The organism is Caulobacter sp. Root487D2Y (genome assembly GCF_001427165.1).
In the GTDB taxonomy this organism is placed as follows: domain Bacteria; phylum Pseudomonadota; class Alphaproteobacteria; order Caulobacterales; family Caulobacteraceae; genus Caulobacter.
Genome location: NZ_LMFD01000014.1, coordinates 18,516 through 38,834, shown reverse-complemented (window position 1 = coordinate 38,834; position 20,319 = coordinate 18,516). Strand labels below are relative to the sequence as shown.

The following is a 20,319-nucleotide window of genomic DNA, read 5'->3' as shown; positions in this document are numbered from 1 at the left end:
TTTCCCCAGAAAGTCAGTGGCTGAGCGGCGGAGGATTGGCGTCGGGCGTTCGACGCACGTCGTCCATGATCTGGCCGTCTTCGATGTGGATGACGCGGTCGGCATAGGCCTCCAACCGCGGGTCGTGGGTCACGCAGATCACCGCCGCGCCGCGCTCGGTGGCGGCTTGGCGCAGCAGGCGGATGACCACCTCGCCGCTTTTGCCGTCGAGCGCCGAGGTGGGTTCGTCGGCGAAGATCAGGTTCGGGTTCTTGGCCAGGGCGCGGGCGATGGCCACGCGCTGCTTCTCGCCGCCCGACAGTTCGGACGGCCGCTGGTTGACGCGCGGACCCAGGCCCACCGACTCCAGCACCGCCTGGGCGCGACGGCTGGCCTCGCCGGGGCCGACGCCCTGATACTTCAGCGCCGTCATCACCTGCTGCTTGGCGGTCAGGGCCGGGAACAGGTTGAAGCCCTGGAAGATGAAGCCGCAGTGGTCCAGGCGGAACTTGTCGATCTTGCCCGGCGACAGCTTCCACAGGTCGGAGGCCTCCATCGCCGCGACCTTGCCTTCCTCGGGCTTGAGCAGACCGGAGAGGACGGCCACGAGAGTCGACTTGCCCGAGCCCGACGGGCCCATGACCATGGTCACGTCGCCGTGCCGGGCGTCGAAGTCGACGCCCTTGAGCACCTCGACATAGGTGCGGCCGGTCTTGAAGCGCTTGACCAGGCCCTTGGCCTTCAGGGCGATTTCGCCGCGCTTGTGGCTGTGGTCGGCGATCATCGCAAAAGGTCCGCGGGTTGGCTGTTCTTCAGGACGCCCAGCGACAGGAAGCCGGACAGCATGGCGATGACGACGAGGAACACCGCGACCACCCCGACCAGCACCGGCGGGAAGGCCATGGGCACGCCGTTGGCCGTCGCGATCAGCCAGCACAGCCAGGTCAGCAGGCCCGAGGCCAGCACGCCGGTTATGCCGACCCAGAAGCTGAGCTCCATGACGATGTTGCGCAGGTCGCCCATCGACACGCCCAGGGCGCGCAGGCTGGCGAACTCCTTGATGTTGGCCATGATCGCCTGGCGCAGGGTCTGCCAGGTGATCACCACCCCGATCAGCAGGCCCAGGAAGGCGGAAAAGCCCAGGATGATGCCGATGATCTGATCCTCGAACATCGCGCCGGAATTGGCGTCGGCCAGTTCCTGGCGGGTCCAGGCGCGGAACTTGCCGTCGCCCTTCTTGTTCAGCTGGGCCGCGACGATCTCGGCGCGGGCCGGGTCGCGGATCTGCACCATCAGCGGACCGACCCGCTGGCCGGTGTCGGCCTCGCCCAGCATGCGCAGGGTGTCGCGCGACATCACCAGGGTGGGCTGGATGATGTTGGGATAGCCGTCGGTGACCACGCCGATGGTGATGGTCTTGCCGTTGTAGAGCGCCTTGTCGCCCTTCTTGACCCCCAGGCGGGGCAGGGCGGTGCGGTCGACCGCGACGGCGTAGGGCTGGCGCAGGGCCTCGACCATGCTGAGGCTGTAGTCGGTCGGCACGGTGACGTAGCCGGGGATGGCGTCGATGACCGTGACATTGACGAACTCGCTCTTGCGGCCGCCGCCGCCGCCCTTGCCGCCCTTCTTGGCGCGGGCCTCGGCCTTGGCCTGCTGCTCGGGCGTCAGGATGTTCTGGAAGCGGCCGCCGGACCCGTCCAGCGGAGCCACCTGCAGCACCTCGGGGTGGGTGTAGACCAGCGGGATCATCCGGCGCGGCAGGCCGGACGGCCCGCCGTTGAACAGCGCCTTGGCGCCGGGACCCAGGATCATGATGTCGGCGCGGGCGCGGTCGATCTGGGCGGTGAAGCCTTTGCCGATGCCGACGAAGATGCCGACCTGGGCCAGAACCAGCAGACCGGAAAACGCCAAGGCGACCACGGCCGCCATGTATCGACGCCACTCGTACAACAGTGTGGCCAAGGCCAACGACATGCGCGATCCGCTCCCCAAATCTAGGGTTGCAGCAATGCCCGGCGAACGACAAGCGGCCAAGTTAAATCGAGGTAAGACGCGCGACGCGTGCTTTGGAAGCGGCGCCTTGCCTCTATCGGCGGCGCGGCGGCGCGTGCGCGCCGTCAGGCGAAGCTTCCCGATCCCCTCCCGGCGCATCGATGGGCGGGGCATTGTATCACCGGCGTAACAGATTGAAATAAGGCACGTTTTTCGCACCTCGCTCACCGCGTCGAGTTTCGGCGCGGGCGTCGGCGCAGGGACCGGCGCGCCTTCCCAAAGGAGAGATCGATGACTATTTCCAGTGTTGGGTCTTCTTCGCTTTTGCAGCAGCTGCTGCAGGCGAGAGCGACCGCCCAGGTCCAAACCGCCGGCGACTCGACATCGAGCGATCCGGTCGCGTCGGTGGGGCAAAACCTGCCGTCGGGCGGCAGGAACGGTCCGCCGCCGCCGATGCAGGGCTGGTCTTCGTCGGGCCAGGGTTTCAGCGCCGATACACTGGCCTCGCTGCTCTCGACACAGCAGACGGATCAGAGCGACCGCGCCGCCTCGATGTTCGCCGACGCCGACGCGGACGGCGACGGGACGGTGACCAGCGACGAACTGGCCACGGCCATGGCGGCCCACGCCCCGACGGACCTGCCGGCCGACGCGCCCGGCGCCGCGGACATGGCGTCCGACATGCTCGCCAAGGGCGACGCGGACGGCGACGGGGCGCTGTCGCTGAGCGAGTTCCAGGCCATGAAGCCGCCCCAAGGCGGGATGGGCGGACCGCACGGGGCCGGCGGCCCGCCGCCCGGTCCGCCGCCCAGCGACAGCGCCGACGCCGGCGGGTCCTCGACCAGCGCCTCGACCGACGCCGCCGACCTGAACGGCGACGGCGTGGTCACGGCCGACGAGCTGGCCCAGACCCTGACCTCGGCGGTCGACCAGCTGGGGTCGGACGTCTCGACCGACGCCGCCGATCTGATGCGAAAGCTGCTCAGCCAGCTGGCCGCCGGCCTGGCCGACGCGACCGCCTCGACCACGTCTTCGGTCGACGTCGCGGCCTGAACCCCGGCGCGCGAGGGACGGGCGGATCGCTCGGCCCTCGCGGTCCGCGCAGCATAGCGCTTGCGCCGCGCCCCCCATTCATAGTCATTTGGTCCCTTGGCTGCGTCGCGGGGGCGCGTCGCTCATTTAGGATCTTCCGCCTTGATCTTCCTTCCCGAGAACGTCCAGGCCCTGTCGGGCGTGGCGCTGATCCTCGGCCTTTGCTGGCTCGTGTCCGAGAACCGCAAGCGCTTTCCGCTGGTGCTGGCCGTCTGCGCGATCGCCATCCAGCTGCTCCTGGTCTTCGTGCTGTTCCGTCTGCCCGCCACGCGCGACGCGCTGCAGGGCGTGAACGGCGCGGTCGAAGGCCTGGCCTCGTCGACCCAGGCGGGCACCAATTTCGTGTTCGGCTACCTGTCGGGCACCACGCCGCCCTACACCGAGACCAATCCGGGGGCCGGCTTCCTGTTCGCCTTCCGCGTCATGCCGGTGATCCTGGTGGTCTGCGCCCTGTCGGCCCTGCTGTGGCACTGGGGCATCCTGAAGTGGCTGGCCAAGGGCCTGGGCTTCCTGTTCCAGAAGACCCTGGGCCTGCGCGGCCCGCCGGCCCTGGCCACCGCCGCCACCATCTTCATGGGCCAGATCGAAGGCCCGATCTTCATCCGCGCCTATCTGGAGCGCCTGACGCGGTCGGAACTGTTCATGCTGATCGCGGTCGGCATGGCCTGCGTGTCCGGCTCGACCATGGTCGCCTACGCCACCATCCTGCACGACGTGCTGCCCAACGCCGCCGCCCACGTGCTGGCCGCCTCGCTGATCTCGGCCCCGGCCGGGGTGCTGCTGGCCCGGATCATGGTGCCCGGCGACCCCAGCGAGAAGTCCGACGACCTGGACCTGGCCGAGGAGGACAAGACCTACGGCAGCTCGATCGACGCGGTCATGAAGGGCACCACCGACGGGCTGCAGATCGCCTTGAACGTCGGCGCCACCCTGATCGTCTTCATCGCCCTGGCCACCATGGTCGACAAGATCCTGTTCGCCCTGCCGATGGTCGGCGGCGAGCACCTGAGCATCGCCCGCGTGCTGGGCATCGTCTTCGCGCCGCTGGCCTGGGCCATGGGCATCCCCTGGAAGGAAGCCGGCAGCGCCGGCGGCCTGCTGGGCGTCAAGCTGATCCTGACCGAGTTCACCGCCTTCATCCAACTGGCCAAGGTGGGCCCCGAACTGCTGGACCCGCGCACCCGGATGATCATGACCTATGCGTTGTGCGGCTTCGCCAACATCGGCTCGGTGGGCATGAACGTGGCCGGCTTCTCGGTGCTGGTGCCCGCGCGTCGGCAAGAGGTGCTGGGCCTGGTCTGGAAGGCGATGATGGCCGGCTTCCTGGCCACCTGCCTGACCGGTTCGCTGATCGGCCTGATGCCGCGAGGCTGGTTCGGGCTCTAGCGTCGGGATCCTGTCCAGGCGTCCGCGTCTGGACAGGACCCTCACTGCGGCGTTTGCTCCGTCCAGGAGGCGCCGGCGATGTCGAACTTCATCCAGATCACCCCCTTCATGCACGTGCCGGCCCTGGAGCCGGCCCTGGCGTTCTTTACCGACATCCTCGGGTTCGAGACGCTGTTCCGCGCAAACGACTACGCCTATGTCGAGCGGGAAGGGGCGGGGGTCCGCATCCTGGCCGGGCAGGGCGAGGACGGGGCGCCGCCCGGCAACCGACGCTTCGCCTACTATGTCGACGTCCGCGACGTCGACGCCCTGTACGCCGAGCTCAAGCCGCGGCTCGACACCCTGCCGCCGCGCGACGTCCATGGCCCGGCGAACAAGCCCTACGGCCAGCGCGAGCTGCTGGTCCTGGCCCCGGACGGCAACCTGATCGCGTTCGGCCAGGCGATCGCGGGCTTTTCTTCCGTGCCGTAAACCGCGCATCCTCCGGCCAAACTCGGGAGGACACCATGAAGCTCTACGACAGCCGCCGCGCGCCCAATCCCCGCCGCGTGCGCTGGTTCATGGCCGAGAAGGGGATCGAGGACATCGAGATCGTCGATGTCGACATCTTCGGCGGCCAGCACCGCACGCCCGAATACCTGGCCAAGGCCGGCCTGCCCAACGTGCCGGCGCTCGAGATGGACAACGGCCAGACCATCACCGAGTCGGTGGCCATCTGCCGCTACCTGGAGAGCGTCTATCCCGAGCCCAACCTGTTCGGCCGCGACGCCTGCGAGGCCGCGGTGGTCGAGATGTGGATGCGCCGCGCCGAGATGATGGTCGCCACGCCGCTGATGATGCTGGTGCGCCATACCCATCCGGCCCTGGCGGCCATCGAGACCCAGGTTCCCGAGATCGCGGCGAGCAACAAGGCGATCGCCGAGAAGGGTCTGAAGATGCTGGACCGTCAGCTGGCCCAGAGCGAATTCATCGCCTGCGACCGGCTGACCATGGCCGACATCCTGGCGGCGACGGGCCTCGACTTCGCCCGGATGGCGCGGTTCCGGCCCGATCCGGAGCTGGTCAACGTCAAGCGCTGGCTGGACGGGATGATGGCGCGGCCGGCGGCGAAGGCGGGGGTGTAGGGGGACCGGGTTTAGTCCCTCCCCCTTTGGGGGAGGTGATCGCGAAGCGATCGGAGGGGGGAGTTTTAGGACGGTCGATCCTGCCTGCGGCGCGGCCGCAATATCCCCCCACCGGCCTTCGGCCGCCTCCCCCACAGGGGGAGGGCCAACTAGCGTTGGCGGATCTTCTTGATCACGCCCGAGAAGTTCAGCATCGGCGCACCGCCGGTCGAGATCAGCCCGCGCACGAACAGCAGCGAGCCGCCGGCCTTGGTGACCTCGCCGGTCGACTCCACCAGGTCGCCGGCCTTGGCCGGGCCCAGGAACTCGCCGTTCAGGCTGACGGTGACGGCGCGGACGTCCTTCAGGTGCGCCCACGAGATCGAGAACAGCGAATAGTCGGCGAAGGTCATCATGCAGCCGCCATGCATGAAGCCGCCGCCGTTCATGTGGCGGGCCTCGGCGCGGAAGGCGCTGCGAACGACGCCGTTCTCTTCCTTGAAGTAGAACGGCCCGGTCTGGTCCTCGAAGGCGTCCATGCCGGCCCAGGTGCGCCAGCCGGCCCACTCGCCCTGCGTCACCAGCTTGGGCCCGTCCCAGATCTCGTTGCCGCCGTCCATGATCCCGTCCCTTGCGTTGTCTTTGAGGACCTAAGGCGCGGCGTCGCTCGAGGCAAGCGGCCGCGCTCGCGCTGCTGACGGATTCGTGGCATCCCTCCGCCCATGACCACCCCGATCCCCTCTTCCCCGATCCAAGACACCATCCTGTCCCAGCTGGCCGCCGTGGCCGCCGGCAAGTCCATCGACCCGATGTCGGTCGCCAAGGCCGTCGAGCCCGAGCGCTGGCAGCGCGTGCTGGGCCACGTGCGCACCAACGCCATCGAGCTGGCCCGCGAGGGCAAGATCGTCATCCTGCGCCACAACAAGCCGGTGAATCCGGAGCAATTCCGCGGCGTCTACCGGCTGCGCCTGCGGATGGAAGGCGACCCGACCAGCTTCGAGGACGTCGCGGACGTCGCGGACGATGCGGTGGTGGGCGATGAGGGCGGCGAGGCATAGCCTTCACGCCTTCCAACCTTGTCATCCCGGACAAGCGCGCAGCGCGCCGATCCGGGACCGACGCCTGAACGCCACGCTTCCGGCGGTCCCGGGTCTGCGCTTCGCTCCGCCCCGGGATGACAGGCCTTGGGCCACCTAAGTCTTGATTAAAAACTAAACCCGTGGACCTATGAGCGAAACTCAACAGGGAGGGTCCACCATGATCGTCTACGGCTCGTCGTTGTCGCCCTTTGTGCGCAAGACCCTGGCCTTCGGGGCCGAGAAGGGGCTGACGCTGGAGAACAAGGTCTCCGCGCCCGGTTCGCCCGACCCCGAGTTCCTGGCCTGCAGCCCGTTCAAGAAGATCCCCGGCTTCAAGGACGGCGATTTCCAGATCTCCGACTCCACGGCGATCATCACCTATCTCGAGGCGCTGCATCCCGAGCCGAATCTGATCCCGCTGGATCCGCGCAACCGGGCCCGGGCGATCTGGTTCGAGGAATATGCCGACACCATCGTGGTCGGCGCGGCCGGGCCGCTGTTCTTCAACCGCATCGTCGGCCCGCGCTTCATGGGCATGGCCACCGACGAAGCCGCCTGCGCCAAGGCCGAGAACGAGACCCTGCCGCCGATCCTCGACTACCTGGAACGCACGATCCCGGACTCCGGCTTCCTGCTGGAGGACCGCCTGACCCTGGCCGACATCGCCGTGGCCAGTCCGTTCGCCAATCTGGGCCATCTTGACTTCGACCTGTCGCGCTGGCCCAAGGCCAAGGCCTATTCCGCCGCCATCCTGGCCCGGCCGTCGTTCGACCACTGGATCCAACGGGAAAAGCGGTTCCTGGGCGCTTAGGCCCGACCCTTCGTCGCGTCGCCCTTGACCGCGAGGACGGCGCGGCGCCTGCTCGCGGCAAAACTGGGGGGAAGCATGCGTGGAACCGCGATCGCGGTCGCCGTTTCGGCGGCCCTGGGGCTGGGCGCGCTCACGCCGGCGCCCGCCCTGGCCTGGAACGACCAGGGGCACATGGCGACCGGCGACATCGCCTATGACGCCCTGTCGGCGCGCGACCCCAAGGCCGTCGCCGCGATCGTCGCCATCATGGCCAGCCATCCCGACCACGCGGCGTTCGAGCGGCAACTGGCGGGGCTGACCGGCAAGGCGCGCGAGCGGCGGCTGTTCGCCCTGATGGCCCGCTGGCCCGACGATACGCGGGGCAGCCCGCACGACCGGCCCGAATGGCACTATGCGCTGAAGGCGGTCTCGTTCTGGCGCTTCGTTCTGCCGATCACGGCGGGCGGCGCCGACAAGGCGTTCCGCGAGCAGCTGGCGATCGCCCGCGACCCCAAGGCGCCGCGCGCCGACCGGGCCATCGCCCTGTGCTGGACCATGCACCTGGTCGGCGACCAGCATCAGCCGCTGCACGCCGGCCACTGGATGTCGTGGAAGTTCCCCAAGACCGACCGGGGCGGCACGATCGCCTATGTACGCTGGGCGCCCGGCGGGCCGAGCGTCGACCTGCACGAGTTCTGGGACGGGGTCCCCAATCGCCCGGGCGGGCGCGAGGCCGGCTCCGAGGCCCTGGCGGCCAGCGTCGAGGCGGCGCACCCCCGTCCGACCGCCGGCGGGCTGGGCCCGGATCCGTACAAGGCCTTCCAGGGCTGGGAGCGTGAAAGCTGGGTGCTGGCCAAGACCGTGGCCTACCAGGACGGAGCCCTGGCCACCGGCAAGACCCGGGCTCAGGCGCCCGTGCTGCCCAACGGCTATTGGGCCCGCGCCCGCGCCCTGGCCGACCTGCGGGTGGCGACGGCGGGCTACCGGATGGCGGACGTGCTGGCGCTGGTGCGGTAGCGGGTCGCCCGCGCGCGGCCTAGGCCGTCGCGGCGGGCATGGTGCGGTCCAGCGCCTCCATCATGCGGGCGGGATGGAAGGGCTTGTCGATGAATTCCGAACGCTCGACCCCCTCCGAGGCGAAGCGGGCGGCGGCGGCCGCGGAGATGTAGACGACGGGCAGGCGCGGATAGGCGACCCGTGCGCAACGGGCGACATCGAAGCCGTCGCCGCCGATCCCCAGGTTGATGTCGGTGATCAGGGCCGACAGCGTCTCGCGCTTGCCGATGATCTGGCGCGCTTCTTCGGCGCAGAAGGCTTCGATCACCTCGTAGCCCGACTCGCGGAGAACCAAACAGTTCAGGAGGCTCGAAATGCGGTTGTCCTCCACAAAGAGGATCCTGGGAATCGTCATGCAAAAATCCTTTGGTTGGATGTGTAACCCTCCGGGCGAGTTTTGTTTCCAGCCGCGTGATTAATTCTCGTTCTGTCGGCAAGGCGACATAAGACTATACACGTAGTTACTGAATAGATATTCATCCCTAAGACCAGATTGTGTTCGGGGTTTTGATCGCGAAGACTGGAAATCGGCCACGGCTGGCGACTGGGCTTGTCTTTGGGCCTGAGCCGCCTACCTCCAGCTCCATGCCGCTGGACGCCATCCTCGCCGATATCCGCGCCTGCCGGGCCTGCGCGCCGTATCTGCCGCACACGCCGCGGCCGGTGGTGCGGGTGGGCGAGGGGACGCGCCTGCTGATCCTGGCCCAGGCGCCGGGGCGGCTGGTTCACGAGACCGGCCTGCCGTTCAACGACCCGTCGGGAAAGCGCCTGCGCGACTGGATGGGGATCGACCGCGAGACCTTTTACGACCGCCGGGAGATCGGCGTGGCGGGCATGGCCTTCTGCTTTCCGGGCACCAATCCCAAGGGCGGCGACTATCCGCCCCCGCCGCGCTGCGCCCAACTCTGGCACAAGCCGCTGCTGGCGAAGCTGCCGAAGGTCGAGCTGACGCTGCTGGTCGGGAGCTATGCTCAAGCCTGGGCGTTGGGTACGCGGATGAAGGCGAACATGACCGACACCGTCGCCGCCTGGCGCGGCTATATCGACGAGGGCGTGCTGCCCCTGCCGCACCCCTCGTGGCGCAACACCGCCTGGCTCAAGCGCAACCCGTGGTTCGACGCCGAGGTCGCGCCCTATCTTCGCCGCCGAGTGGCGGGCATTCTGGGGTCATGAACCGTCGGATTCTTCTTCTTGGGGCGTGCGCGGCTAGCTTGGCCGCCTGCGCCCCGGTCACCCAGCAGCCCGGCCCGGGCCAGCTCGGCTATCGCGGGCCCCGGCTGGACGACGACGGCCTGTTCAGCTTCGACGGCAAGAAGCTGGGCATGATGAAGTGGCTGCCGGCGCAGGGCCAGCCCGTCACCCAGGTGATCGTCGGCCTGCACGGCATGAACGACTATTCGAACGCCTTCCACCTGGCCGCGCCGTTCTGGGCGCAGCAGGGGATCGCCACCTACGCCATCGACGTCCGCGGCTTCGGCCGCTCGCCCGACCGGGGCGTCTGGGCGCCGCCGGACCTGGTCATCGAAGACATCCGCACGACCGTCGCCCTGGTCCGCGAGGCCCATCCCGAGGCCAAGGTCGCCCTGGCCGGCGTCAGCATGGGCGGGGCGCTGGCCATCACCGCCATGGCCTCGGACCGGCCGCCGGCCGCCGAGCGGCTGCTGCTGTTCGCGCCGGCGGTCTGGGGCTGGTCGAACCAGCCTCTGCCCTACAAGACCAGCCTGTGGATCACCGCCCACACCACGCGCAGCTGGGTGGTCAAGCCGCCGGAGTGGCTGGTCAAGAACGTCCAGCCCACCGACAACATCGACGAACTGCGGCGCATGGGCCGCGATCCGCTGATGATCTGGGGCGCGCGCTCCGACACCCTCTACGGCCTGGTCGGGCTGATGGAGAAGGCCTGGTCGTCGCTGGGCAAGGTTCAGGCGCCGGTCGCCTATTTCTACGGGGCCAACGACCACATCATCCCCAAGGAGCCAACCATGGAGGCGGTCCGCCGGCTCAAGCCCGACGACCGCTCGGCCTATTACGCCAACGGCTGGCATCTGCTGCTGGTCGACAAGCAGGCCCCGGTGGTGTGGGCCGACGCGGCCTCGTTCCTGAAGGACCCGCTGGCCGACCTGCCGTCCGGCGCGCCGCCGATCCCGGGGGCGCCGACCGCGCCGAACGTGGTGCGTAGTCAGCTGTCGAAGCAGTAGGGGCGTCGAGGCCGTGCGTCCTTCGAGGCCCGCTGCGCGGGCGCCTCGGGATGAGGAGCTTTGTTGCCGCTGAATTCCTCGTCCTGAAGTGCGAGGCGCAGCCGAGCCTCGAAGGACGCACGGCGCCCGGCTCCACGAAACAGGTGCGGCGAAGCGGGGGCTTGTTCGCTCAAGCCCGCCAGCGTACACCCCGGCGCAATCTTTCTGGCTAAGGCGAGACCGACGGCATGACTTTGTTCGATTCCCCGGATTTCGAGGGACATGAAGGCGTTCACGCGTTCTTTGACGAAAAAACCGGCCTGAAGTCGATCATCGCCGTCCACTCCACCGCGCGCGGCCCGGCCGCCGGCGGCTGCCGGATGTGGGACTATTCCAGCGCCGACGCCGCCGTGACCGACGCCCTGCGGCTGTCGAAGGGCATGTCGTACAAGAACGCCATGGCCGACCTCGACTTCGGCGGCGGCAAGGCCGTGATCATCGGCGACGCCCGCAGCCAGAAGACGCCGGAGCTGTTCGAGGCCTTCGGCCGTGCCGTCGAGAGCCTGAACGGCCAGTACTGGACGGCCGAGGACGTCGGCGTCTCGCCGGCCGACCTGGTCGCCACGCGCCGCACCACCAAGTACGTCGCCGGCCTGGAAGGCCACGCGGCCGCCTCGGGCGATCCGTCGCCGGTCACCGCCGAGGGCGTGTTCCGCGGCGTGCGCCTGTGCGTCCAGCGGGCCCTGAACCGCGACCTGAACGGCGTCACCGTCGCCATCCAGGGCGTGGGCCATGTCGGCGCCTATCTGGCCGAGAAGCTGCACGCCGCCGGCGCCAAGCTGATCATCGCCGACGTCAATCAGCACGCCCTGGACGAGGTGGCCGCCAAGACCGGCGCCAAGATCGTCTCGACCGACGCCATCTTCGACGTCGACGCCGACGTCTTCGCGCCTTGCGCGCTGGGCGGCGCGATCTCGACCACCACCCTGCCGCGCCTGAAGGTCAAGGTGATCGCCGGCGGGGCCAACAACCAGCTGGCCGACAAGACCATCGGTCAGGCGGTGTTCGAGCGCGGCATCCTCTACGCCCCCGACTACGTGATCAACGGCGGCGGCATCATCAACGTGGCCGGCGAGATCCGCGCCCTGGAGGCCGGAACGGCCTTCGATCCGAACTGGGTGGCCGCCAAGCTCGACCGCCTGGCCCAGACCCTGGGCGAGGTGCTCGACCACTCGCTGGTCGACCGCCGCGCCGCCAACCTGGTCGCCGACGAGATCGCCCGCGCGCGCATCGCGGCGGCCCGGGCTTAGACTCACCTTTCTCACCCTCTCCCATGGGGAGAGGGCGGGGCCCGCGCGAAGCGTGGGAGGGTGAGGGGGTTCTGAGCCAACCGGCGCGCCGGCAGGGCGTTCGTGTGAAATCATCACCCTCCCGCCGCTACGCGGCGGGTCCCTCCCTCTCCCTCTGGGAGAGGGTGCTTCTAACCCGCCCTGAAATCTCCGACCCCGCGTCCCGGTCCAGCCGCAGATAGACCGGCAGGGCCAACAGCGTCACCACGCCGATCGCCACGAACGGCCAGGTGAACCGGTCGGGCGTCAGGTGGGCGCCGTGGCCGCGCGCCAGGTGCAGCATCAGACCGCCGAAACTGACTCCCAGCGCCAGGCCGACCTGCTGGGCCACGGCCGACAGGGTCGAGGCGGACGCGACCTTGGCCTGCGGCACGTCGGCATAGGCGATGGTGTTGGCGGCGATGAACTGGTTGGAGCGGCAAAATCCGCCGAGGAACAGCACGCCCGTCATCACCGCCATCGGCGTGGCCAGGGTGAAGAAGCCGGGGGCGGCCGTGAGCGCCGCCGTCAGGGTCACGAACACCGCCAGCGAGGTGCGGAAGCCGAAGCGCCTGAGACCGGCGGCGGCGAACGGGCGGGCGATCAGCACGCCCACGCCCGTGCCCAGGGTCACCGCGCTGGCCTTCAGCGGGCTCCAGCCCAGGGCCACCTGCAGCAGCAGCGGCATCAGGAACGGGCTGGCCCCGATGCCCAGCCGCACCAGCGTCCCGCCCAGCAGGCTGGCGCGGAAGGTGCGGTGTTTCAGCAGGGAGAGGTCGAGGATCGGCTTGGCCGTGGCCTTGGCCAGGCGCAGGTAGAGCCAGCCGCTGGCCAGGGCCAGGGTCAGCACCGCGGCCTGGCCCCACCACGGCAGCAGCGACAGCCCCGCCGTCTCGGCCACCACCACCAGGCCGCTGATCGCCACGGCCGACAGCAGGAAGCCCGCGGTGTCGAACCGGCCCATCTCGGTCGGCGGGCTCCTGGGCACGAAGCGCATCACCGCCGTCATGCCCAGCAGGCCGATCGGCAGGTTCAGGTAGAAGATCCACGGCCAGTCCGCGACGCTGAGCACCAGGCCGGCCAGGGGCGGGCCGATCAGAGGGCCGATCAGGGCGGGCATGGTGAACCAGCCCATGGCCCGGATCAGCTTGTCCTTGGGCGTCGAGCCGACGACGATCAGCCGGGCGACCGGGGTCATCATCGCCCCGCCGATCCCCTGCAGGATCCGCGAGGCCACCAGGGCCTCCAGATTCCGCGACAGCCCGCACAGGGCCGAGCCGGCCAGGAACACCACCATGGCCGTCATGAACACCCGCCGCGCGCCAAAGCGTTCGGCCGCCCAGCCGCTGGCCGGCGTGAACACCGCCAGGGCCAGGATGTAGGAGGTCAGGGCCAGCTTCAGGTGGATGGGGTCGACGCTGAACGCCCGGGCCAGGGTGGGCAGGGCCGTCGACAGGGCCGTGGAGTCGATGAACTCCATCAGAAGGGCGCTGGCCACGGCCAGCGAGATCAGGCGGGTTCCGCGAACCGACTTGTCTGGCGAAGGGGCGGGCTGATCAATCGACACGCCCGGCGACTTACGCCCGCCGGCGGTGGACCTCAAGTCGAACGGACATCTCGCGCGTTATGGTCAGGCGCATGTCCGGAGCCCGCGATGACGCAGGAAACCCATCTGTCCGAACTGGAGGAGGAGATGGCCCAGGCCGTCGCCTCCGAGGACTTCGAAACGGCCGCCGCCCTGCGCGGCCAGATCGACCAGATCCGCCGCGACCTGAGGATCATGGAGCAGCCCGGCGCCGACGCGCCCCAGGCCGCCTATTTCAAACATCGCGAGGCCGGCAAGGCGGGATTCCGTCCGCTATAGGCATCCAGCGTCTGGGACGAGGACCACCCCACCGCGCATGAAGACCGACCCCGCCTACTCGCCGGAAAGCGCGTCGCGCAGCTCCCGATCCAGCTGCTCCAGCGTGAACGGCTTGGTCAGCAGGCGAGTGCCGGCGTCCAGGGTGCCGTTGTGGACGATGGCGTTGCGGGTATAGCCGGTCATATAGACCACCTTCAGGTCCGGCCGCAGAACCAGGGCGGCGTCGACCAGCTGGCGGCCGTTGGAGCCTGGCATGACCACGTCGGTCAGCAGGATGTTGATCTCCGGACGCTGGCCCAGGCGCTCCAGCGCCACGGCCGCGCCGTCGGCCTCTATCACCTTGTAGCCCAGCTCGCGGGCGGCGCTGACCGTGAAGCTGCGCACGCCCGGATCGTCCTCGGCGATCAGCACGGTGAACGCCCCGCCGTTGGCCACGATCGCCCGCGGCGCCACCGGCTCGTCGACGGCCAGTCCTTGCGTGTCGCGGGGCAGGTAGAGCTTGACCGTCGTGCCCACGCCCAGCTCGCTGTAGAGCTTGATGTGGCCGCGCGACTGCTTGAGGAAGCCGTGCACCTGCGACAGGCCCAGGCCGGTGCCTTCGCCCAGCCGCTTGGTGGTGAAGAACGGGTCGAAGGCCCGCTCCATCACCTCGGGCGTCATGCCGCCGCCGGTGTCGGTGATCGCCACCAGCACGAACTGGCCGGCCACCACCTCGTCGTGGGCGTCGGCATAGGCCTTGTCGAGGAAGGCGTTGGACGTCTCGATCGTCAGCCGGCCGCTGGTCCCGCCGTCCTGGCTCATGGCGTCGCGGGCGTTGACGGCCAGGTTGAGGATCGCGCTCTCCAACTGGGGCGTATCGACGAAGGCGCGCCAAAGGCCGCCGGCCAGCACGGTCTCGACCGCGATGTTCTCGCCCAGCGCCCGGCGCAGCAGCTCGGACATGTCGGCCACGCATTTGTTGACGTCGGTGGGCTTGGGGTCCAGCGGCTGCTGGCGCGAAAAGGCCAGCAGGCCCTTGGTCAGGGCGGCGGCGCGATTGGCGCCGGACAGGGCGTTTTCGGCCAGGCTGAGCAGCTTTTCCTGCCCCGCCAGCCGGCGGATCAGCATGTCCAGATTGCCGACGATGATCGCCAGCATGTTGTTGAAGTCGTGGGCGACGCCGCCGGTCAGCTGGCCCAGCGCCTCCATCTTCTGGGCCTGGCGAAGCTGGGCCTCGGCGCGTTCGCGCTGGGCGATCGCGCTCTCCAGCGCGCGATTGCGCTCGCCCAGCTCCCGGGCGTGGCCCCGGGTCTCGCGGGCGACGGCGAAGGCCAGCAGGGCGGCGGCGGTCAGGGCCAGCACGATCACGCCGATCAACAGCGAGCGCTGGGTGGCGACGGCGGCCTGACGCTGGGCCAGAAGGTCCGCCTCGATGGTCTCGAACGATTGGCTCAGCACGCGGACGCGGTCCATCTGGACCTTGCCCATATCGGTCTTGAGGCGGGCGATGGCGGCGTCGGCGCGGCCGGCGCCCGCCATGGCCACGGTGCGGTCAAGCTCGGCCATCTTGGCGTCCATAGCCTGGATCAGGTCCGCGGCGCGCCGCAGTTGGGCCGGATTGTCGGCCACCAGGGTCCGAAGTTGGCTCTTCAGGGCCGGCAGACGATCGTGGGCCTGCTCGTAGGGCCGCAGATAGGCCGGATCTTGGGTCAGCAAATAGCCGCGTTGGGCGGTTTCGGCGTCCTGCAGCGCGCTGAACGTCACCGCCTGCACCCGCCGCACCTCCAGCGAATGCGCCGCCCAGCGTTCGGCCCCCGCGCTGGTGACGGCGACGACGATGGCCGCCACGGCGGCGCAGAGCAGCAGCAGGAAGCCCACGACGAGGCTCAGACGCATGCCCCGCCTTTGCGGCGCGGCGTTGGTCGACAGGTCACGCGCCAAACTCGATTACTCCCCCGATGGGTCCCGTCCCTTCGACCCCGGCTTGATACGAGAAATCGAGGAGGGCGCCAAATTCCGAGAGGCGCCGGGCGCCGAAACGGCGGTCGATGGGCGCCGCGCTGGCGCCGCATCCAGAATTCCTCCGTCCGCGTTCCATCTTGACGCTTGCGCCAATTTCGAACGGCCGTAAGACTTCCCCACAGGTAAAGGGGATACCGTAGTGAGTCCGAAGAGCGACGGCGCGACTGTCACCACCGCGCCAGAAACCGACGTCGAGGGCGTCGACAACGAAGCCGTCACCAAGAATCTGGTGTTCGTCGCCGCCGAGCGCCTGTTCGCGCTGCACGGCTTCCAGAACGTCTCGGTGCGCGACATCACCGCTGCGGCGGGCGTCAACCTGGCTTCGGTGAACTATCACTTCGGGTCCAAGGACGCGCTGCTGTACGAGATCTTCCGTCGGCGCACGGTCGAGCTGAACCGCGAGCGGGCCAAGAAGCTGCACGAGGCCACCGACCGCTTCGAGGGCAATCCGCCGGTGCGCGAGATCCTGGCCGCCCTGCTGACCCCGCCGCTGAAGTGGCTGGCCCCCGACCACGAGCGCCGCATTTCGCTGCAGTTCCTGATCCGGGCCCGCAGCGAGGGCACCGACGAGATCCGCAAGGTCCTGCAGACCGACGTCACCCACCTGCGCCGCTTCTCCGACGCCCTGCTCAAGGCGCGCCCGGACCTGCCGTCCGAGGAGATCTACTGGCGGCTGCACTTCACCCTGGGCATGCTGCACAACAACCGCTTCGCCGAGTTCGACCGCCTGAACGTGCTGTCGGAAGGCACGACCAGCGAAGCCGACGTCGAGGCCCTGCTGGGCCGCATGCTGGCCTTCGCCGAGGCGGGGTTCTCGGCCTGATGACGGAGGCGGCCGGGGCTCCGATCCGCCTGTTCTCGTACGGCACGCTGCGGCAGGAGAACGTGCAGATGGAAACGTTCGGCCGCCTGTTGAAGGGCGAGACCGACGCTCTGCCGGGCTACGCGCTGTCGATGGTCGAGATCACCGATCCGGACGTCATCGCGACCAGCGGCGCGGCGTTCCATCCGATCGTCCGGGCCAGCGGCGACGCGGCCGACGCGGTCGCGGGCACGGTGTTCGAGATCACCGCCGCCGAACTGGCGGCCGCCGATTCCTACGAGGTTTCCGACTACAAGCGCGTGGCGGTCCGCCTGACGTCGGGACGCGACGCCTTCGTCTACGTGAAGGCCTGACGTTCAGTCGGCGGCCAGGCGCGCCGCCAGCTTCAGATCCTCGACCAGTTCGGCATAGGCGCGATCCCTGGCGTCCGGATCGGGGATCCGCAGCATGAAGGACGGATGCCAGCTGACCAGGCCCTGTTCGCCGCCGTCCAGCGCCTGGCGCCGGCCGCGCGACTTGCCGATCGGCAGGGCCTTGCCGAACACCGCCTGCACCGCCGTCGCGCCCAGGGCCAGGATCACCTTGGGTCGGACCAGCCGGCGCTCGGCGTCCAGCCACCAGCGGCAGGCCTGGACCTCGCCGCGGTCCGGCGTCTTGTGCAGCCGGCGCTTGCCCCGCTGTTCGTGCTTGAAATGCTTGACCGCGTTGGTGACGAACACCCGGTCGCGATCGACCCCGGCCTGCGCCATCGCCCGGTCCAGAAGCTGGCCGGCCGGACCGACGAACGGAACGCCCTGCCGGTCCTCCTGGTCGCCGGGCTGCTCGCCGACGATCATCAGGGCGGCCTTGGCTGGACCAAGGCCCGGCACCCCCTGGGTGGCGTCGCGCCATAGATCGCAGCGGCGGCAGACCTGGACCCCGGCGGCCACCGCTTCCAGATTGACCAGGTTGCTCTCGCCGAACGACCCGTCGCGGGCCTGCCTCTGGGCGGCCTTGAGCGCGCGTTCCGAGGGTTTGACGGGCTGGAGGGCGACCATGGCCTTGGGGCTTTCTCGATCAAAATCCGGAATGGACGTCGGCGGGATCGGGTTCCCTCGGCGGCGCTCGAACGGCGATTGTTCCTATTTTGTTCCGGGCGTGTCAATCACCCGTCCGTGACGGAACGAAGCCGGCCCGGCGGGGTTATGCAGAGCCTATGGCGCGGCTCGGCATCCTTCATGAAACGCGGTACAGCTACGCCCGGCCGGTCGGCTTCGGGGCGCATCGGCTGCTGATCCGGCCGCGCGACAGCCACGCCATCCGCATCAGCGAGGCCTCGCTGCAGACGTCCTTGCCGGGCGAGACCCGCTGGACCTACGACGCGGTGGGCAACTGCGTCTGCTGGTTCACGCCGAAGGGCGAGGCCGACAGCCTGACCATCACCAGCCGCCTGGTCATCGACCGCTTCCCCGCGCCCCTGACCAGCCTGCGGATCGACGACCCGCACACCGTCTCGCCGATCGTCTACGCCCGCGAGGACCGGGCGGTGCTCAATCCATTCATCACCCCCGCCACCGAGGACGAGGACCGGGTGCTGCTGCGCTGGCTGCGCGGCCAGATGGAGCGGCCCGACGAGCCGGCGGTCGATTTCCTGCTGCGGATGAACCGCACGATCCACGACCAGTTCGACTATGTCCCCCGCGACGAGGCCGGCGTCCAGTCGCCGGCGCAGACCATCGCCATCGGCAGCGGCACGTGCCGCGACTTCGCCTGGCTGATGGTCGAGGCCCTGCGGCGGCTGGGCTATGCGGCGGTGTTCGCCACCGGCTACGTCTACAGTTCCGGCGCCGCCGTGCGCGGGGCGGGGGCGACCCACGCCTGGTGCGAAGTGTTCCTGCCGGACCTGGGCTGGACCGAGTTCGACCCGACCAACGGCCTGGCGGAGTCGCCGGACCTGATCCGGGTGGCGGCCACCCGCACGCCCGGCGAAGCGCGGCCGGTGTCGGGCACCATCATCGGCGAACCCGGCGAGGCGCATCTGAGCGTCCGGGTCGAGGTGCGCCTTCTGGACGCCCTCGAGGCGGCGGCATGATGAAAATGACAAGAAAAATCGGGAGGATGGAAGGATGATGAAACCGTTCCAACAGCAAGCCCCTCTGGGCGGCGGCCACCTGCCGCATCCCGAGCCCAAGCCGCAGCACGGCCAGAAGCCGGACGCCGAGTGCCTGAAGGTGCCGGAAAAGCGCTCGTTCGAGCCGCGACCGGGGCACTGAAGGTCCTCCCCCTGTGGGGGAGGTGTCGGCGAAGCCGACGGAGGGGGGAGAGTGATCGGAAGGCGACCACAACCCGGATCGGCGCCCCTAAAACTCCCCCCCACCGATCGCTGCGCGATCGCCTCCCCCACAGGGGGAGGGCTTGGAGACTACCCCCGCACCAGCTCCCGCATGGCCTTGTCCAGGCCGTCGATCGTCAGCGGGAACATCCGGTCGTTCATCAGCTGCTTCATCACGCCGATCGACTGGGTGTAGTCCCAGTGCCGTTCGGGCGTGGGGTTCAGCCACACGGCGCTCTGGTAGATGTCGGTGACCCGGCTCATCCAGATGGCCCCGGCCTCCTCGTTCCAGTGCTCGACGCTGCCGCCCGGATAGGTGATCTCGTAGGGGCTCATCGTGGCGTCGCCGACGAAGATGATCTTGTAGTCGTGGGGGAACTTGTGGAGCACCTCCCAGGTCGGGATCTTCTCGACCTGGCGGCGGCGATTGTCCTTCCACACCGCCTCGTACAGGCAGTTGTGGAAGTAGAAGAACTCCAGGTGCTTGAACTCGGTCTTGGCGGCGCTGAACAGCTCCTCGCAGAGCTTGATGTGGCCGTCCATCGAGCCGCCGATGTCGAAGAACAGCAGCACCTTGATCGTATTGCGCCGCTCGGGGCGCATCTGGATGTCCAGATAGCCCTTTTCGGCCGTGCCCTTGATCGTGCCGTTCAGGTCCAGCTCGTCCAGCGCCCCCTGGCGGGCGAACTTGCGCAGGCGCCGCAGGGCGACCTTGATGTTGCGAGTGCCCAGCTCGACCGAGTCGTCGAGGTTCTTGTATTCGCGCTTGTCCCAGACCTTCACGGCCCGGCCATGGCGGCTCTTGTCCTGGCCGATGCGGACGCCTTCGGGATTGTAGCCGTTGTTGCCGAACGGGGACGTGCCGCCCGAGCCGATCCACTTGTTGCCGCCCTCGTGGCGCTCCTTCTGCTCCTTCAGGCGCTCCTGCAGGGTCTCCATCAGCTTCTCGAAGCCGCCCATGGCCTCGATCTGCGCCTTCTCCTCGTCGGTCAGGAACTTCTCGGTCAGGGCCTTGAGCCATTCGGCCGGAATGTCGGCGGTCAGGCCGTCCTCGACGGTCTCCAATCCCTTGAACACGTGGCCGAACACCCGGTCGAACTTGTCGAGGTTCTTCTCGTCCTTCACCAGGCTGGCGCGCGACAGGAAGTAGAAGTCCTCGATCCGCCGATCGATGACGTCCTTGTCCAGGGCCTCCATCAGCAGGAGATATTCGCGCAAGGATACGGGAACCTTGGCGGCGCGGAGCTCGGAGAAGAAGCGCAGGAACATGGGCGGACTTTCGAACGGTTGTTCGAAGGATGGAGGTTTAGAGCGTCAGGCGCAAGCGGACGCCCCCTC

General features: G+C 68.9%; 24 protein-coding genes. 15 read left to right on the top strand and 9 right to left on the bottom strand.

Annotated elements, in window-relative coordinates; all coding sequences use genetic code 11:
- Positions 1 to 13: 13 nt before the first annotated feature.
- Together ASD38_RS20500 and ASD38_RS20495 are read right to left on the bottom strand one after the other, a co-directional pair.
- Positions 14 to 763 carry an ABC transporter ATP-binding protein gene (locus ASD38_RS20500; RefSeq protein WP_056462978.1) on the bottom strand — a complete coding sequence of 250 codons (750 nt, stop codon included), beginning with the start codon at positions 761 to 763 and terminating at the stop codon, positions 14 to 16.
- Complete coding sequence (locus ASD38_RS20495) at positions 760 to 1,953, bottom strand: ABC transporter permease (protein ID WP_056445604.1); 1,194 nt, start codon at positions 1,951 to 1,953, stop codon at positions 760 to 762. Before ASD38_RS20495 ends, ASD38_RS20500 begins: the two co-directional genes overlap by 4 nt.
- 309 nt (positions 1,954 to 2,262) lie before the next feature.
- On the opposite strand from ASD38_RS20495, the gene ASD38_RS20490 reads away from it, so the two are divergent.
- The 4 genes from ASD38_RS20490 (at position 2,263) to ASD38_RS20475 (ending at position 5,573) form a co-directional block, all read left to right on the top strand.
- Positions 2,263 to 3,024, top strand: a complete 762-nt coding sequence (locus tag ASD38_RS20490) for an EF-hand domain-containing protein (RefSeq protein WP_235523915.1) — start codon at positions 2,263 to 2,265, stop codon at positions 3,022 to 3,024.
- A gap of 144 nt (positions 3,025 to 3,168) precedes the next feature.
- On the top strand, positions 3,169 to 4,449 hold the full coding sequence (locus ASD38_RS20485) for a NupC/NupG family nucleoside CNT transporter (protein WP_056446253.1): 1,281 nt from the start codon (positions 3,169 to 3,171) through the stop codon (positions 4,447 to 4,449).
- A 78-nt stretch (positions 4,450 to 4,527) separates the two neighbouring features.
- A complete protein-coding gene (locus ASD38_RS20480; protein WP_056445601.1) occupies positions 4,528 to 4,920 on the top strand; it encodes a bleomycin resistance protein in 393 nt (130 codons plus the stop codon).
- 35 nt (positions 4,921 to 4,955) lie between these two features.
- Entirely contained in the window at positions 4,956 to 5,573 is a 618-nt protein-coding gene (locus ASD38_RS20475; protein ID WP_056462975.1) for a glutathione S-transferase family protein, read from the top strand.
- A 149-nt stretch (positions 5,574 to 5,722) separates the two neighbouring features.
- Here ASD38_RS20475 and ASD38_RS20470 read toward each other — a convergent pair whose 3' ends face one another.
- Positions 5,723 to 6,172 (bottom strand): PaaI family thioesterase, encoded by a 450-nt coding sequence (locus ASD38_RS20470; protein ID WP_056445595.1) that lies wholly within the window; start codon positions 6,170 to 6,172, stop codon positions 5,723 to 5,725.
- Positions 6,173 to 6,274: 102 nt separating this feature from the next.
- On the opposite strand from ASD38_RS20470, the gene ASD38_RS20465 reads away from it, so the two are divergent.
- The 3 genes from ASD38_RS20465 (at position 6,275) to ASD38_RS20455 (ending at position 8,438) form a co-directional block, all read left to right on the top strand.
- Positions 6,275 to 6,610: a DUF3253 domain-containing protein gene (locus ASD38_RS20465; protein ID WP_056462971.1), complete on the top strand. Its 336-nt coding sequence runs from the start codon at positions 6,275 to 6,277 to the stop codon at positions 6,608 to 6,610.
- A gap of 199 nt (positions 6,611 to 6,809) precedes the next feature.
- Positions 6,810 to 7,442, top strand: a complete 633-nt coding sequence (locus tag ASD38_RS20460) for a glutathione S-transferase family protein (protein ID WP_056445589.1) — start codon at positions 6,810 to 6,812, stop codon at positions 7,440 to 7,442.
- A 75-nt stretch (positions 7,443 to 7,517) separates the two neighbouring features.
- Positions 7,518 to 8,438: a S1/P1 nuclease gene (locus ASD38_RS20455; protein ID WP_056445586.1), complete on the top strand. Its 921-nt coding sequence runs from the start codon at positions 7,518 to 7,520 to the stop codon at positions 8,436 to 8,438.
- Positions 8,439 to 8,457: 19 nt separating this feature from the next.
- Here the strand turns inward: ASD38_RS20455 and ASD38_RS20450 are convergent, their stop codons facing one another.
- Positions 8,458 to 8,832, bottom strand: coding sequence for a response regulator (locus ASD38_RS20450; RefSeq protein WP_056462968.1), 375 nt, complete (start codon positions 8,830 to 8,832; stop codon positions 8,458 to 8,460).
- Between the two features lie 230 nt (positions 8,833 to 9,062).
- On the opposite strand from ASD38_RS20450, the gene ASD38_RS20445 reads away from it, so the two are divergent.
- Together ASD38_RS20445 and ASD38_RS20440 are read left to right on the top strand one after the other, a co-directional pair.
- Positions 9,063 to 9,650 (top strand): uracil-DNA glycosylase family protein, encoded by a 588-nt coding sequence (locus ASD38_RS20445; protein WP_056445580.1) that lies wholly within the window; start codon positions 9,063 to 9,065, stop codon positions 9,648 to 9,650.
- On the top strand, positions 9,647 to 10,675 hold the full coding sequence (locus ASD38_RS20440; RefSeq protein ID WP_056445577.1) for an alpha/beta fold hydrolase: 1,029 nt from the start codon (positions 9,647 to 9,649) through the stop codon (positions 10,673 to 10,675). The genes ASD38_RS20445 and ASD38_RS20440 overlap by 4 nt, the downstream gene beginning before the upstream one ends.
- On the opposite strand, the gene ASD38_RS24785 is transcribed toward ASD38_RS20440, so the two are convergent.
- A complete protein-coding gene (locus tag ASD38_RS24785; RefSeq protein WP_235523923.1) occupies positions 10,657 to 10,818 on the bottom strand; it encodes a hypothetical protein in 162 nt (53 codons plus the stop codon). The two genes, ASD38_RS20440 and ASD38_RS24785, sit on opposite strands and share 19 nt — an antisense overlap.
- A gap of 84 nt (positions 10,819 to 10,902) precedes the next feature.
- Here ASD38_RS24785 and ASD38_RS20435 point away from each other — a divergent pair, with 84 nt between their 5' ends.
- Positions 10,903 to 11,964: a Leu/Phe/Val dehydrogenase gene (locus tag ASD38_RS20435; protein WP_056462965.1), complete on the top strand. Its 1,062-nt coding sequence runs from the start codon at positions 10,903 to 10,905 to the stop codon at positions 11,962 to 11,964.
- Positions 11,965 to 12,091: 127 nt separating this feature from the next.
- On the opposite strand, the gene ASD38_RS20430 is transcribed toward ASD38_RS20435, so the two are convergent.
- Positions 12,092 to 13,585, bottom strand: a complete 1,494-nt coding sequence (locus ASD38_RS20430; RefSeq protein ID WP_235523914.1) for an MDR family MFS transporter — start codon at positions 13,583 to 13,585, stop codon at positions 12,092 to 12,094.
- Between the two features lie 51 nt (positions 13,586 to 13,636).
- Here ASD38_RS20430 and ASD38_RS20425 point away from each other — a divergent pair, with 51 nt between their 5' ends.
- Complete coding sequence (locus ASD38_RS20425) at positions 13,637 to 13,846, top strand: UvrB/UvrC motif-containing protein (RefSeq protein WP_056445570.1); 210 nt, start codon at positions 13,637 to 13,639, stop codon at positions 13,844 to 13,846.
- Positions 13,847 to 13,900: 54 nt separating this feature from the next.
- Here the strand turns inward: ASD38_RS20425 and ASD38_RS20420 are convergent, their stop codons facing one another.
- On the bottom strand, positions 13,901 to 15,721 hold the full coding sequence (locus tag ASD38_RS20420) for a CHASE3 domain-containing protein (protein WP_056445568.1): 1,821 nt from the start codon (positions 15,719 to 15,721) through the stop codon (positions 13,901 to 13,903).
- A gap of 265 nt (positions 15,722 to 15,986) precedes the next feature.
- On the opposite strand from ASD38_RS20420, the gene ASD38_RS20415 reads away from it, so the two are divergent.
- Both ASD38_RS20415 and ASD38_RS20410 read left to right on the top strand, forming a co-directional pair.
- On the top strand, positions 15,987 to 16,670 hold the full coding sequence (locus ASD38_RS20415; RefSeq protein WP_056445565.1) for a TetR/AcrR family transcriptional regulator: 684 nt from the start codon (positions 15,987 to 15,989) through the stop codon (positions 16,668 to 16,670).
- Entirely contained in the window at positions 16,670 to 17,023 is a 354-nt protein-coding gene (locus ASD38_RS20410; protein ID WP_056445562.1) for a gamma-glutamylcyclotransferase family protein, read from the top strand. Before ASD38_RS20415 ends, ASD38_RS20410 begins: the two co-directional genes overlap by 1 nt.
- 3 nt (positions 17,024 to 17,026) lie before the next feature.
- On the opposite strand, the gene ASD38_RS20405 is transcribed toward ASD38_RS20410, so the two are convergent.
- The gene (locus ASD38_RS20405) at positions 17,027 to 17,707 is read right to left on the bottom strand and encodes a UdgX family uracil-DNA binding protein (protein ID WP_056445559.1); all 681 of its coding nucleotides are present in this window, start codon (positions 17,705 to 17,707) and stop codon (positions 17,027 to 17,029) included.
- A gap of 158 nt (positions 17,708 to 17,865) precedes the next feature.
- Between ASD38_RS20405 and ASD38_RS20400 the strand changes: the two genes are divergently transcribed.
- Positions 17,866 to 18,741 carry a transglutaminase family protein gene (locus tag ASD38_RS20400; RefSeq protein WP_056445556.1) on the top strand — a complete coding sequence of 292 codons (876 nt, stop codon included), beginning with the start codon at positions 17,866 to 17,868 and terminating at the stop codon, positions 18,739 to 18,741.
- Between the two features lie 37 nt (positions 18,742 to 18,778).
- Positions 18,779 to 18,922 carry a hypothetical protein gene (locus tag ASD38_RS24355; protein WP_162250250.1) on the top strand — a complete coding sequence of 48 codons (144 nt, stop codon included), beginning with the start codon at positions 18,779 to 18,781 and terminating at the stop codon, positions 18,920 to 18,922.
- Positions 18,923 to 19,071: 149 nt separating this feature from the next.
- Here ASD38_RS24355 and ASD38_RS20395 read toward each other — a convergent pair whose 3' ends face one another.
- The gene (locus tag ASD38_RS20395; RefSeq protein WP_056445553.1) at positions 19,072 to 20,250 is read right to left on the bottom strand and encodes a vWA domain-containing protein; all 1,179 of its coding nucleotides are present in this window, start codon (positions 20,248 to 20,250) and stop codon (positions 19,072 to 19,074) included.
- Between the last annotated feature and the right edge of the window lie 69 nt (positions 20,251 to 20,319).